This window comes from Streptomyces atratus, from assembly GCF_900119365.1.
Taxonomy (GTDB): domain Bacteria; phylum Actinomycetota; class Actinomycetes; order Streptomycetales; family Streptomycetaceae; genus Streptomyces; species Streptomyces atratus_B.
Map to the genome: position 1 here is coordinate 127,678 of NZ_FPJO01000017.1, position 13,162 is coordinate 140,839.

The following is a 13,162-nucleotide window of genomic DNA, read 5'->3' on the forward strand; positions in this document are numbered from 1 at the left end:
CTGAGGGCTCGTCGGCAGCCTGCTCCTCGAATGGAGTGCACTGACTGTCGTATGCGACGCGACGGGCGAAGGAAGCGAGGAACAGCCTTCATGGGGCGTCGGCTCGTACCGCTCACACTGGACAACCTTTCCGATCTCCCCAGACGCTGCCGCTCGTGTGTTTTCTGGGAACTTGATCCAGTCAGTGGGGAAGCTGCGGTAAAGGCGGGAACACCCGGGCTGGAGAAGGAGGCCTGGATCTCGGCCGTTCTCCTGGAGTGGGGGTCGTGCGGCCGCGTGGTCTATGTCGACGATGTGCCGGTGGGCTTTGTTCTCTATGCGCCGCCGGCCTATGTGCCGCGTTCGACCGCGTTTCCCACCAGCCCGGTCTCCCCCGATGCCGTGCAGCTGATGACGGCCTGGATCGTGCCGGGCTACCAGGGGCAGGGGCTGGGCCGAGTCATGGTGCAGACGGTCGCCAAGGATCTGCTGCGCCGCGGGTTCAAGGCGATCGAGGCATTCGGTGATGCCAGGTGGAAGGAGCCCGCCTGTGTGCTTCCCGCAGATCATCTGCTGGCGGTCGGGTTCAAGACCGTACGACCGCATCCCGTTCATCCGCGGCTGAGACTGGAACTGCGTACGACGCTGTCCTGGAAGGAAGATGTCGAGCTGGCACTGGACCGGCTGCTGGGAGCGGTGCAAAAGGAGCCGGCGCTGAGGCCGCTGTGATCCGAGAGCCCATGAAAACATGAAACGGGCCCATCCCGCGAGGGATGGGCCCGTTTCACGTGAAACAGCGAGTTGCGGTCCTGCTCAGCCGAGGAAGTCTTCGAGGTCGCGGAGGATCGCGGCCTTCGGCTTGGCGCCGACGATGGTCTTCGCGACTTCGCCGCCCTTGTAGACGTTCAGCGTCGGGATGGACATGACGCCGTACTTGGCGGCCGTGGCCGGGTTCTCGTCGATGTTGAGCTTGACGATCTCGATCTGGTCGCCGTGCTCGGCAGCGATGGCCTCCAGCGACGGGGCGATCTGACGGCACGGGCCGCACCAGGCGGCCCAGAAGTCCACCAGTACGGGCTTCCCGCTCTTCAGGACGACCTCGTCGAAGGAGTCGTCGGTCACGTTCTTCAGGGCGCCGGCCACGGCGGTCTCCTTAACTTCTTGGGGTGTGTGGGGTGAGAGGCGTGAGTCAGACGGCGGCCGCAGCGGCCTTCTCGTCGTCAGCGAGCGCGGCGAGGAAGCGCTCGGCGTCGAGTGCGGCCGAGCAGCCGGTGCCGGCAGCGGTGATGGCCTGCCGGTAGGTGTGGTCGACGACGTCACCGGCGCCGAAGACACCGGTCAGGTTGGTACGCGTCGAGGGAGCATCGACCTTGAGGTAGCCCTCGTCGTCGAGGTCGAGCTGGCCCTTGAAGAGTTCGGTGCGCGGGTCGTGGCCCACTGCGATGAACAGGCCGGTCACGGCGAGCTCGGACGTCTCGCCGGTCTTGGTGTTCCGAAGGGTCAGACCGGACAGCTTCTGGTCGCCGTGCACCCCGGCGACCTCGCTGTCCCAGGCGAACTTGATCTTCGGGTCGGCGAAGGCGCGCTCCTGCATCGCCTTGGAGGCGCGCAGCGTGTCACGGCGGTGGACGATGGTGACCGACTTGGCGAAGCGGGAGAGGAAGGTCGCTTCTTCCATCGCGGTGTCGCCGCCGCCAACCACGGCGATGTCCTGGTCCTTGAAGAAGAAGCCGTCACAGGTGGCGCACCAGGAGACGCCGCGTCCGGAGAGGGCGTCCTCGTTGGGCAGGCCGAGCTTGCGGTGCTGGGAGCCGGTCGTCACGATGACGGCCTTGGCACGGTGCACCGTGCCGGCCGTGTCGGTGACCGTCTTGATGTCTCCAGTGAGGTCCACGGAGATGACATCGTCGGGGACGAGTTCAGCACCGAAGCGTTCGGCCTGGGCGCGCATGTTGTCCATGAGCTCGGGGCCCATGATCCCGTCCTGGAAGCCCGGGAAGTTCTCCACGTCGGTGGTGTTCATCAGCGCGCCACCGGCGGTGACGGCGCCCTCGAACACCAGCGGCTTCAGAGAGGCGCGTGCGGTGTAAAGGGCGGCCGTGTAGCCCGCGGGGCCGGAGCCGATGATGATCACATTACGGACGTCGCTCACGGGTTTCTTCCTCGTCTCTGCAGACTGCCTACTGTCCACGCCTACTGGGGCCGGTTCAACGACTCTCACCCCACCCAACGGATCCTACGGGGGATGCATTCCCCGACGTGCCGAGGCGGCATCCGGCCGGATTCTCAGGGGCGCGGGTAGGAGTGGGTCAGCAGGAGTTCACCCTTGCCCGCGGGCGCGGTCTGGATGCAGGCCGCATCGACGACGTACGCCTGTACACGGGTCGCGTCAGACGGGTGCGGAAGGACGACGAGGAACGCATCCGTGCCCTCGTAGGTGCCTTGTTCCACGGCGAGGGCGGCAGCATCGCGTCCGGTGCCCTGCTGCACACATGGCGGGACGGCCACGGTGGGTGCGCGCAATGGCGTCTGGGGCGACTCGGATCCGGCGGAGCTGCTCCTGGGCGTCGACTGCGCCTCGACGGACGGCGCCTGCTTCTCGGCCTCCATACCGTCCGCCGACTTCGACGGCTTCGAGCCGGCACTCAGAAGAAGCGTGTGCACCCGGTCCCCGAGGGTGGAGTCCGAGAACGCTCCTCCGCTGTTCTCCCCGGCGGTGGAGCTGCGGTCCGCTGCCTTGAGGCTCCCGGACTCCTGGGACGGCTGGAGGCTCTGCAGCATGAAGACACTCACGCCGACCACGGCCGCACCGAGAGCGGCTCCGAGCACGGCTGTGCGACGGCGGCGCCGGACCGACCGGCGGCCGGGGCCGGTGGTCGCCCGGGGACGTCCTGCGGGACGGTCCGAAGGACTGGGTTCCGTGTTCGGCTTCTCTGCTGCCGGCCGCTCTGTTTCACGTGAAACATGCGCCGAGCCGGATGGCTTCGTGATGCCGAGAGCCGCTTCGGCGAGGAGTGCGGCATCGATCCGGTCCGCGATGTCGTCAGGCATGCGCTGCGGCATGGGCACGGTACCGAGCAGCTCGCGGATCTCCACGAGAGAGGCATGGACCTCACCGCAGAGTTCGCAGCCGTCCACATGGTCACGTACCTCTGCCGCACGTGACGGTGGGAGCAGCTCCTCCGCCAGCTCGGAGATCTCCGTGACATCCGGATGCTGGGTCGTGCCGGTCGTTGATGTCATGTGCGCCCACCTCCGCCCTTCACTGCAGCGGGATCGCTTGTGCCCGCATCTCTCGGCCCCGATGCCGGTGGGACGGATGCACGCGGCGTCCGGTTCCTTCCGGCCCTCTCGTCGACTCCTGCGACCTCGCCGCGCAGGTGGATGAGCAGTGGCGCCAGCCGGGCCCGTCCCCGCGCACAGCGGCTCTTCACGGTGCCTGTCGGTACGTCGAGGATGCGTGCCGCCTCGGCCACCGGGTAGCCCTGCATGTCCACGAGGACGAGTGCGGCCCGCTGCTCGGCGGGCAGAGTGGCGAGGGCGGCCAGGAGCTCGCGGTGGAGGTCCTGGCGCTCCGCCGGTGCCTCCGCGGATTCGTGCGGTTCCAGGAGTTGCTCGAACCGTTCGGTGTCATCGATCGGCGCGGTCCTGCGAGTGGCCGCCTTGCGGACCCGGTCGAGGCAGGCGTTGACCGTGATGCGGTGCAGCCAGGTGGTGACGGCGGACTGACCGCGGAAGGTATGGGCGGCCCTGAAGGCGGAGACAAAGGCGTCCTGGACGGCGTCCGCGGCTTCCTCTCGGTCTCCCAGGGTCCGTATCGCCACGGCCCACAGCCGGTCGCGGTGGCGCCGTACGAGCTCACCGAAGGCGTCCGGTTCACCGGCCACATGGCGAGCGAGGAGGTCTGAGTCGCTAGAGTCGCGTTCTAAGGATTCAGCAGCCACGCGATACCCCTAAATGCCTAAAAGTAACTTCACCTCGGGCTTTCGCGAAGTGGGTCGTCCAAGGCTTGATCAGGAAAGCGGAAGGTGCCCCTGATCGGAAAACTCCATGGTCAGGTGGGCCTTGCCAAGCAGCCGCCGGTGGCGTGTGCTGTCGGGCGGCTGCCGGGACTGGGGTGACGCCGTGGCCGAGGGCCTTGAGCCGGCGGGCGAGGCCGCGGCTCTTGCGGCCCGGGTCGAGGTTGTGGAAGTGGGTGCCGATACCGAGGCTGAACACCATACCAATGACTGCTGGCAGGCACGTTTCACCGGAGTTGGTGGACCGGGTGGCCGCTGAGTGCGGCCGTTCTGGCCTGCGCGCTCGGCTACTGACGCCGCGGGTGGTGGCGCTGGCCCGAGTGTGGCACCCACGTCGTCACCGCAGCCCTGGGACCGCTGTCGTCCTCCGAACCGGCCCTGGCTCGTGGGCTGTTCGGTCATCTCGGCGAGGGGGATCCGTTGCTGGACGACCGTGGGTTCACCGGGGGTGGAGCTGTGGCGGGCGGGCTCGGCCGGCGACGCGGACCTGCTGCGGCGGACTTGCTCGCATCAGATCCTGCCGGCGCGCGAGGAACTTCCCGACAGCTCTTACCTGTCGGAGATCGTCGTCACGAAGGACCGCAAGCGCGCCGACCTCACGTCCTTCAGCCACCGGTATTGACGCTAAGCAGTGACGCCGCCGCAACGACGGTCCAAAGGCTGTTCCCTTCGGCCGCTCTGACACACCTCCCGCGTTCGCTCACTCGGGGCGGACGCGGGTACGAGCATGGAAACGGGACTGCATCATGGGGTCTGTTCACACTCGGGTGTACGCTGACGAGCGCCGAAAACGATCTTGAAATGGGGAGTCAATGCTTTTTGTCCGTAAGGCACTTGTCACTGCTTCAGTAGCGATATCGGCCGTTGCCAGCGCCTTTGTCGCGGCTTCCCCGGCGAGCGCATCGGTCTGGACCGACTCATCCAGCAGCACCAGCTGTGACTCCCAGTGCCTGGTTCTCTTCTACAACACCGGATACGCGGGCTCGCACACGAGGTTCAGCTCCACCGGTACCGGCAGCGAGGGAATCCGCGACTTGGCCGCGTACACCTTCCTGAGCTCCGGTTCCGGGCAGGGAATGAGCCTGAAGAACCACGCGGCCTCGGCGAAGGCGCGTATCTGGAGTGTCGACTCCAGCGTGACGATCTACTACAACAGCGGCTACGCAGGCCCTTGCGACAAGCTCCACACGAACGAACGGCCGGCTGCCTACAAGCTCTCGAAGACGTACAACAACAACGCGTCGGTGCTCTTCCGGAGCGCGAAGGTCAGCCAGGGCTGCGTCAACTTCAGCTGACCAGGGTCATGGATTCGGGGCGGACGTGTTCCAAACGGCCGCCCCATTCTTGTGGAGGAGTGTGCAGTGTCCATGGCGAGACAGGACTTGCCGGTCGTGACGTCACGTGCTCTTGCGCTCGTGGCGACCGTGCTCATGGCGACGACCGCCTGCTCGGCCCCTCAAGTAGGTACCGGCGGCAAGTCCGGTGGTCAAGACATGGACACTCGCTCCTCGGCAGCACCCTCTGCCAGTGCTTCCCTGCCGATTGAGAAGTTCGCTCTCACTGCCCAGGAGTCCCACACGGTCGAGCGTGCCAAGGTGCTCCTGGCCAACGAGTGTCTGCGAGGGTTCGGTCTCGACTACCGGATACCGGAGCCTTCACCGCTGGTTGTCGAATCCAGCAGGCGCTACGGGATAGCGGACCGTGAGGTCGCCCACGACCATGGATACCACCTGCCCCCACAGGCCGGACAGGCAGACGCTGCCAAGCAGCCCACCGAGGCACAGAAGGCGATCCTGTTCGGAACGAATCGCGAGGGAGAGCAACAGACGACAAGTTCCGACGGCCGCACGATTCCACCCGGCGGCTGTTACGGGGATGCCGAGGTCCAGCTGAACGGCGGACCGCTCCCCGAGTCAGACATTGCCGTCGCGGCGACCATCGACAAGGAGAGCTTCAAACGCTCCCTGGACGACAAGAGAGTCGGACAGGCTTTCCGTGAGTGGTCGACGTGCGTGGAGCGCCACGGCTACCGGTACCAAGACCCCATGGCGTCCGTGAGCGATCGGGCTTTCGACACCGAGGAACCGACCCAGCGGGAGAGGGCCGTGGCCCTGGCGGACATGGACTGCAAGACCGAGGTGGGTCTGCTGAAGACCTGGGGCGCGGTCGAGACCGAGATTCAGACACGCATGGTCAAGAACAAATCCTCGACGCTGAACAGGCTGCGCTCCTTCCAGAAGCGCAAGATGAGCAATGCCGATGAGGTCATCAAGCGCCTCAGCAACTGAGCAGAGCCCTGGTCACGGCGGGTTGGCATGGCTTCAGGTTCGTTGGTTCGATGGCTGCCTGGTTGGCGCAGTGCTTCTCTTCGTACTCGAGCGGGCTGAGGTGGCCGAGCCGTTTCTGGATGCGGCGGGGGTTGTGGAAGCCGCCGGGCTCGTCGTGAGGAGTTCGGCGAACTCCTGCATCAGGTGGGCGAGTTCGGCCATCTCGGGGCAGGCGGCGGTGAGGTGCCGCCGGAGCTCGGCGTCCTTGTCCCGCAGGTTGTCGGGGAGGGGCACGAAGACCCCGAGCAACGTGCCCCTGGCCAGCCAGGGAGCAGACGCCGGGAAGACGATCGTCGGCGGGAAGCGGGGCATCCTCACCGACACGATCGGCCTCACCTTCGCAATATGCGGCATCGGTGAACAGGGGGGCGAGTGTGATGACCCGCGAGCAGGCGGTCAGCCCATGAATTTAACTTCGGTGATGGACTGTTTGTAGCCTGCGTCACTGTAGCGATCGGCGGGTGACTTCGGCATGTCCGTAAGCCATACGAGAACGAACCGGGTCTTTACCGGGTTCTTCGTTTGCAGTTTCGCTTCTGTGCCGGTCGTCTCGGTCGTTGCGATTCTCTTCATCGACGTCAGCGGCGTTGATGAGTTGAGGGAGTCGGCCGCGTAGAGCGAGGCGGTGGTGTGATCGCCACCGAATTGAAGGCTTACGGAGGCTGACGAAATGAACTGAGCAGAGTCGAGTTCATACACGATGCCGACGCCCTGTTTGAAGGGAGCCAATTTGGGTCCGCCTATGAAGCTCTTGGACCGCCAGTACGTCGAGCTGTCGCCGTCATACGTCAGGTGGACGTCGTCGGGGTGCTGTGCCTTTCCATCCGGAAAGTACTCGACCGCGTCCTTGACCGTGAGCAGTTGGCCCGTGGGCTTCTTCTTGCCGTCGTCACCGCTTTTCGGGTCGGTCTGTGTGCTGCCGGGGTCACTCGACTCGTTGTTGAGCAGCGTCTCGGCGAGCTGCCAGCTGCCGAGGCCCAGGGCCGCGATCAGCAATGCGGAAACGGCCCACTTGAGGGCCTTGCCGGTGCGGCTCTGGAGCGGCGCCGGGGGTGCGGCCATCATGGGCGTGGTCACGGATACGCCGGGACGGGCGGACGGGCGCCCGTAGGAGCCCTGCTGGTAGGTCGTGCGCTGATACTCCGGCGGCGCCGTGAAGACAGGCTCTGGAGGACGGATGCGGGGCATCGCGGCAACGGCCTTGGCCAGCTCGTCCGGCGTGGTGCACGGCTGTTCCTGCCGGGAGGCGGTGGCGCCGTCGTTGGCGAGCGCGCGCATGGCGAGCTCGGCGAGGCCGCGGTGGACGCCGGCCCGCACCTGGTCGGGGGCGATCAGCCCCACGCCCTTGGGCAGCCCGGCCAGGCCGTACGCGTCGTTCTCGTACGGCCAGCGCTGGGTCAGCGCGGCGTAGAGCAGGGCCCCGACCGCCTCGGTGTCCGCCCGCTGGGGGCTGTCGGCGGTGATGCCGCGCAGGGCGGCGTTCACGGCGAGGCCGCGGATCCTGTACTGCCCGGTCGAGCTGCGCAGCACCGCCCCCGGGGTGAGTCTCAGATGGGCGAGGCCTTCTCGGTGTGCTGCCGCCATGGCCTGGGAGACCTGGCTGACGAGCTGGTAAGCGTCGTGCGAGTCCATCGGCCCCGAGGCCAGCAAGGAGGTGAGCTCGGTGGCGTCGGGGAGCCATTCGTGGACGACGTAGACGAGGTCGTCCTCCTCCACCGCGTCGAGCACCTGCACGAAGCGTGGGTCACCGAGCAGTGCGGAGGACCGGGCCGCGGCCAGCACGGAGCGGGCACGAGGGTGGTCGGCCGGAAGCAGATGGACGCCCACCGCGCGGCGCAGCTTCTCGTCGACAGCGCGCCAGCTGCTGAAGCCGTCCAGACGGGTGACGCACTCCTCCAGCCGGTAGCGTCTGGCAAGTTTGTGCCCGCTGTGCAGATCCGGGGTCGGCAGGGTGGCCTCGGAACCGATGTGTTCACCATCCGTGTCCTGCGGCTTCGTGCCCGTGGTGTCCTGAGCTTCTGCCGTCCCGTCGGTCGTGCCCTCGTCCGCCTTGGCGGCCAGCGGTTCATCACCGCTGTTGTCGGCCACGTCGACGGCAGCCGTGCTACGTTCCGCCACCGTCGTTCCTGCCTCCCCATCCGTTGCGCGATGCCAGCCAGCTCTGCACAGTCACGCCAATTGTGCCCATACTCCGGCGCTATGCACGACACGCGAGGGGCGGTGATGGTTGTGCGGCGGATGAACCTCAGCGACCGAGTCGCCCTCGGACCATGCCGACCATGCCGTTGATCTCCTCGATCCGCATTCTCTTGGCGGCGACGAAGAAGACGCCCAGCAGCACGGCCCCACCGCAGATCAGAGCGGCGAGTGAACCGAAGGCGCCCTCGCCGAGGCCCTGGAGAACTGCGAAGCCCACGCCACCGCCGAGCACCGCTGCCGGGGTCGCGGCCAGGCACAGCCGGGCGTAGGTGCGCACGACATGGGCACCGTCCAGATCTCCGCCCAGGCGGTTGCGCAGCCGTCGCCAGGCGATGCCCACGCCGACGGCGTAGGCGAGCCCGTACGAGGCGGCCATGCCGACCACCGCCCAGCGGGCGGGCAGAACGACGTAGCAGAGGGCCGAGGCGGCCGCGTTGACCGCGGCGACGATGACCGTGTTGTAGAAGGGCGTGCGGGTGTCCTCGTACGCGTAGAAGCCGCGCAGCACGACGTACTGCACGGAGTACGGGATCAGGCCGAGACCGAAGGCCATGAGGATGAAGCCCATGGACCGGGCCGCTTCGGTGCCCGCAGAGGCGTACAGCAGGGTGCACATCGGCAGGCCGAGGGCGAGGAACATGAAGGCCACCGGCACGATCGCCACGGCCGAGTTCCGTAGTCCCTGAGAGATGTCGTCGCGGACGGCGCCCGGGTCGTCGTCGTGGGCGGCGCGGGAGATACGGGGCAGCAGGGCCGCCATGACGGAGACGGTGATGATCGCCTGCGGCATGCCCCAGATGAGCTGGGCGTTGGAGTAGGCGAGGAAGCCGGCGCCGTCCTTGCCGGACAGCTTGCCCGCTGATGTCGCGAGCTGGGTGACGACGAGCACGCCCGCCTGGTTGGCCAGCACGAACAGGACGGTCCACTTGGCCAGCTTGACCGTCTTGCCGAGCCCGTGCCCCTTCCAGTCGAAGCGCGGGCGGAAACGGAAACCGGCCTCGCGCAGGTACGGGATCATGGCCAGGGCCTGTACGACCAGACCGAGCAGCGTGCCGATGCCCAGGAGCCGGACGCCCTCCGGCGGAATGGTCTGGACGCCCATCTGGGACTCGGCGGACGTGCCGTAGACCCAGATGAACATGCCGAACGTGAAGATCATGACGATGTTGTTGAGGACCGGGGTCCACATCATCGCGCCGAACTTGCCGCGGGCGTTCAGGATCTGGCCCATCACGACGTGCACGCCCATGAAGAAGATGGTCGGCAGGCAGTACCGGGCGAAGGTCACGGCGACGCTGTTGGCCGCCGTGTCGTTGGCGATCGTCGGCGACATCATGTGGATCAGCAACGGAGCGGCGAAGACCGCGATCGCGACGATCACGCCGAGCGCGACCATGACGAGAGTCAGCAACCGGTTGGCGTAGGCCTCGCCGCCGTCCTCGTCGTCCTTCATGGAACGGACGAGCTGAGGCACGAAGACCGAGTTCAGGCCGCCGCCCACGGTGAGGATGTAGATCATCGTGGGCAGGGTGTAGGCAATGGTGAAGCTGTCGCCGAGCAGCGCCGCACCGAGCGCGGCGGTGATCACGAGACTGCGCACGAATCCGGTGAGGCGGGACACGAGCGTGCCGGCCGCCATCAGTGCGCTGGACTTCAGTATCCCGGCGGCCCGGCCGCCGGCCTTGGGCGGCGCGGGTGCCGGGGCCGGCTCGGGCTCCGGAGGGACGGGCGCGGATCCCGCCGGACCCTCCTGGTCCCGGAAGAGGTGGGCGAAGGCATCCGGCTGCTCGTCGTCACGGGAAGCCTGACTGACGAGGTCGTCCACCCCGACGAACTGGGTGGTCGCCGGATTGTCGCCGTACGGCAGGTGCCGCGACGGGCCGTCGGGCTCGGGGGGCGGGGTCTGCGCCCAGATGCGGGGATCGGGCGGGTACTGGGCAGCGGGCGGCTGCTGGTACAGCGGCTGGGGCTGCTGGTAGGTGCCCGGGGGCGGCGGCGGGTGCGCGGCACGGTCGTACAGCGCCTCGGTCACCGGGTCCTGGACGGACAGATCCTGGGCGCGGTAGGGATCGCGGTCGTAGGCGTCCTGCAGGTACGGATCGGGCGTCTGCGGGACCTGGCCCGGTCCTGGAGGCATCGGGGGCCCGCCGGAAGGCCCGGCTCCGCCCGCACCCTGACCGCGGTCACCGTCGTACGGCGCGTTCATCGAAACCCCACCTCATCGTCCCCGGCCGACCGGCCACGACAGACATCGCTCAACGTTCCACTTTCTCACCCGAGGCCGACGGCTCCCCGCTTTCCGGGCCGGTGTCCGGAGTCGGGTCACTCGGCTGCTCGGGTTCACCGCCGTCGTCCCCGGGCGCGCCGCCCGCGTTGGTGCGCTTGCGGTGGGTGTACATCCTGATGCCCGCGAGGACCAGGAGCAGCAGCCCGCCGGCGATGACCAGCAGCACGGTCGGCGTGAGCTCGGAGACCTTCACGGTGAAGGTCATCTCTTCGCCGTACGGCGTGCCGTCCTCCGTGTAGAGCTGCGCCGTCATCTGTACCTGGCCATTGACGTTGGCCGCCGCGTCGAACTTCACGGACTGGCTGTGGCCGGCGCCGATCCGGATCGGCTGCTCCGCCACGGCCCCGCCGTCGTTCAGCTTGAGACGTGTCGCGTTCTCCGACTTCAGCCGGAGGACGAGATGGTCCACGCCCTGCAACAGCCTGTTCTGCACCGTCACCGGGATCGTGGCGCTGCGGCCGGACAGGGTGACGTCCGACTTCGAGATGAGCTGGACCTCGCCGACGAGGTCCTGAAGATAGCCGCGGACCGAGTCCCGGTACTGCTGGGCCTCCAGCGGCCTGCCGCGCCACGACGTCGACATGGACCGGTTGAGCGCATTGCCGAAGGGGGTCACCACCCGCTCGGGCTGGGTGAGGATGACCTGGAAGTTGTTCAGCGAGACCTGGGTGGACTTGATGTCCTGGAAGGCCTGGGTGGGCAGCTCCTGCTTGCGGAGCTTCTTCGGGTACTGGGAGGCCTTGGGGACGCTGGTCGTCGCGTCCGCGTCGGGTTTCGCGGCGGCCGCTTCCACCAGCCCGAGAGGCTGCGTCCAGCGTTCGTCGCCGAGTCCGTGCAGGGCACGCGCCATCGACTGGGCCTGGGCAACGGTGGGCATCCGCTGCGGAGCGACGACGATGCTCCGCTCGATGTCCGTGTCCTGTTCGGTCAAGGCGAGAGTCAGAGCGAGGAACTTCTGTACGGCGAGGGTGGAGTTCCCCGCCTTCGACATATCGCCCTGGAAGGCCGTGGAGAGCCGGGCGTCGGCGACGACAGCGGTGGTGCCGCCGCCGATCGGCCGGGCGGCGGTCGGCGTGTACTGCAGATCGCCGGTCTCCTGGAGGCTGTCGCTGCGGGCGATCACCTTGTGGGCCCCGGCGGAGGTGGCGACATCGACGACCGACGGGTCGATCGCCCCGTCGACGGGCCACGCGAAGTCGGTCGACGGCTTCACGTGGAGAACGGTCTGCACCGTCTTCCCGGCCGCTTCGGTGGCGGTCTGCAGGTGGCTGAGGGTGCCGGAGACGTTCTTGCCGCGGTGCGCGATGGACGCCAGATCGGGGTCGGCGAACGGCAGCGCGACGACCTTTCCGTCCGAGACCGCGGCCTCGAGCGAGGTGAGCCACTTCTTGGCGACGTCCTGGTTCTTCCCGGCGACCGTGGTGTCGCCGGACTTGACGCGGTAGTTCCCCGTCATCGCGTCGACACTGGCCAGCAGGTCCGGGTCGATCACCCAGGTCACCGGCAGCTGGCTGCCCAGTGAGACCAGCTGTTCGAGCCGTCCGCCCGGCGCCAGCTCGGCGGCCAGGTCGTCGTCCGCGAACACCGGTGTCTGCTGGTCGTCGGTGCCCGTCTCGGCGGTGACATGGGCCGATGCGATCAGCGGCCAGAGATAGGTGACCTTCGTCCTGGAGTCACGCTCGTCCTCCTGCCAGGGCAGGAAGGTGCGCTCGATCCCCAGCACCTGGTCGTACCGGACCCGGGAGGTCTGCCCGGACAGCGAGACACCGAGCTGGTAGACGCCGTCGTCGCCGAGCCCCAGTTTGTTGACCGGGACGGACAGCGTGAAGTCCTGGCTGATCCCGGAAGGGAGCTTCGCGAACTTCACCGTGTACTTGCCGCCGAGCGGGGCGGGGCCGCTGCCGGGCACGTATCCGGTGCGCTTGGCGGCGGTGTCGATCTCCGTCCTGCTGAGGAGCTTCGGGCCCACCCGCAGGTCGACCGTGGCTCCCGTGATCGTGTCCTTGCCCCTGTTGGTCACGGTGCCGGAGACGGTCAGGGTGTCCCCCTTGACCGGCGCGCTGGGAGCCAGGCTGTTCAGGGACACGTCGACCGTCTCGGACCTGGTGGGGGCCTTACCGGTCCCGCCGGCCTGCGCCGCGGGTGCGGTCGGTCCGGCCAGCAGCGCCGCGACGAGTGGCGCCCCGATGATCAGGGCGGCTGTGCGCCGCAGCCACCGGCGGGCAGGAGAGGGACCGATCCCCTGAATGTCTGCCGCCTCGGCCACGCGCTTACCCGTCCCTCGTCGTCGTCAGCTGGTGTCGATGGTTGTCGGTTGTTGCGTCCACGCATGGTAACGATGTGCGCGGGTG

Annotated in this window: 12 protein-coding genes; 4 read left to right on the forward strand and 8 right to left on the reverse strand. The window is 67.6% G+C overall.

Annotated elements, in window-relative coordinates; translation table 11 throughout:
• Positions 1-90 precede the first annotated feature (90 nt).
• Positions 91-708 carry a GNAT family N-acetyltransferase gene (locus BT364_RS25590; RefSeq protein WP_072487591.1) on the forward strand — a complete coding sequence of 206 codons (618 nt, stop codon included), beginning with the start codon at positions 91-93 and terminating at the stop codon, positions 706-708.
• 84 nt (positions 709-792) lie between these two features.
• Here the strand turns inward: BT364_RS25590 and trxA are convergent, their stop codons facing one another.
• From trxA to sigM, 4 genes are all read right to left on the reverse strand, one after another.
• The gene (gene trxA, locus BT364_RS25595) at positions 793-1,122 is read right to left on the reverse strand and encodes a thioredoxin (RefSeq protein ID WP_072487592.1); all 330 of its coding nucleotides are present in this window, start codon (positions 1,120-1,122) and stop codon (positions 793-795) included.
• A gap of 46 nt (positions 1,123-1,168) precedes the next feature.
• The gene (gene trxB, locus BT364_RS25600) at positions 1,169-2,131 is read right to left on the reverse strand and encodes a thioredoxin-disulfide reductase (RefSeq protein WP_072487593.1); all 963 of its coding nucleotides are present in this window, start codon (positions 2,129-2,131) and stop codon (positions 1,169-1,171) included.
• Positions 2,132-2,265: 134 nt separating this feature from the next.
• Positions 2,266-3,222: an anti-sigma factor gene (locus BT364_RS25605; protein WP_072487594.1), complete on the reverse strand. Its 957-nt coding sequence runs from the start codon at positions 3,220-3,222 to the stop codon at positions 2,266-2,268.
• The gene (gene sigM, locus BT364_RS25610; RefSeq protein ID WP_072487595.1) at positions 3,219-3,923 is read right to left on the reverse strand and encodes an RNA polymerase sigma factor SigM; all 705 of its coding nucleotides are present in this window, start codon (positions 3,921-3,923) and stop codon (positions 3,219-3,221) included. Before sigM ends, BT364_RS25605 begins: the two co-directional genes overlap by 4 nt.
• A 523-nt stretch (positions 3,924-4,446) precedes the next feature.
• On the opposite strand from sigM, the gene BT364_RS41675 reads away from it, so the two are divergent.
• The 3 genes from BT364_RS41675 (at position 4,447) to BT364_RS25620 (ending at position 6,286) form a co-directional block, all read left to right on the forward strand.
• Entirely contained in the window at positions 4,447-4,620 is a 174-nt protein-coding gene (locus BT364_RS41675) for a hypothetical protein (protein ID WP_177328220.1), read from the forward strand.
• A 412-nt stretch (positions 4,621-5,032) separates the two neighbouring features.
• Positions 5,033-5,293: a hypothetical protein gene (locus BT364_RS39335; protein WP_079179622.1), complete on the forward strand. Its 261-nt coding sequence runs from the start codon at positions 5,033-5,035 to the stop codon at positions 5,291-5,293.
• A gap of 72 nt (positions 5,294-5,365) precedes the next feature.
• Positions 5,366-6,286, forward strand: a complete 921-nt coding sequence (locus BT364_RS25620) for a hypothetical protein (protein ID WP_143166546.1) — start codon at positions 5,366-5,368, stop codon at positions 6,284-6,286.
• Positions 6,287-6,319: 33 nt separating this feature from the next.
• On the opposite strand, the gene BT364_RS44310 is transcribed toward BT364_RS25620, so the two are convergent.
• The 4 genes from BT364_RS44310 to BT364_RS25640 all read right to left on the reverse strand — a co-directional run bounded on the left by BT364_RS44310 (position 6,320) and on the right by BT364_RS25640 (position 13,077).
• Positions 6,320-6,649 carry a hypothetical protein gene (locus BT364_RS44310; protein ID WP_371268645.1) on the reverse strand — a complete coding sequence of 110 codons (330 nt, stop codon included), beginning with the start codon at positions 6,647-6,649 and terminating at the stop codon, positions 6,320-6,322.
• A 72-nt stretch (positions 6,650-6,721) separates the two neighbouring features.
• Entirely contained in the window at positions 6,722-8,443 is a 1,722-nt protein-coding gene (locus BT364_RS25630; RefSeq protein WP_072487598.1) for a protein kinase family protein, read from the reverse strand.
• 127 nt (positions 8,444-8,570) lie between these two features.
• A complete protein-coding gene (gene murJ, locus BT364_RS25635) occupies positions 8,571-10,730 on the reverse strand; it encodes a murein biosynthesis integral membrane protein MurJ (protein ID WP_072487599.1) in 2,160 nt (719 codons plus the stop codon).
• A 49-nt stretch (positions 10,731-10,779) separates the two neighbouring features.
• Entirely contained in the window at positions 10,780-13,077 is a 2,298-nt protein-coding gene (locus BT364_RS25640; protein WP_072487600.1) for a DUF6049 family protein, read from the reverse strand.
• Between the last annotated feature and the right edge of the window lie 85 nt (positions 13,078-13,162).

Excerpts from the sequence above, each read along its gene's own strand:
- BT364_RS25605 (WP_072487594.1), bottom strand. The coding sequence starts at position 3,222 with ATGACATCAACGACCGGCACGACCCAGCATCCGGATGTCACGGAGATC.
- BT364_RS25590 (WP_072487591.1), top strand. The coding sequence starts at position 91 with ATGGGGCGTCGGCTCGTACCGCTCACACTGGACAACCTTTCCGATCTC.
- murJ (WP_072487599.1), bottom strand. The coding sequence starts at position 10,730 with ATGAACGCGCCGTACGACGGTGACCGCGGTCAGGGTGCGGGCGGAGCC.
- BT364_RS25620 (WP_143166546.1), top strand. The coding sequence starts at position 5,366 with ATGGCGAGACAGGACTTGCCGGTCGTGACGTCACGTGCTCTTGCGCTC.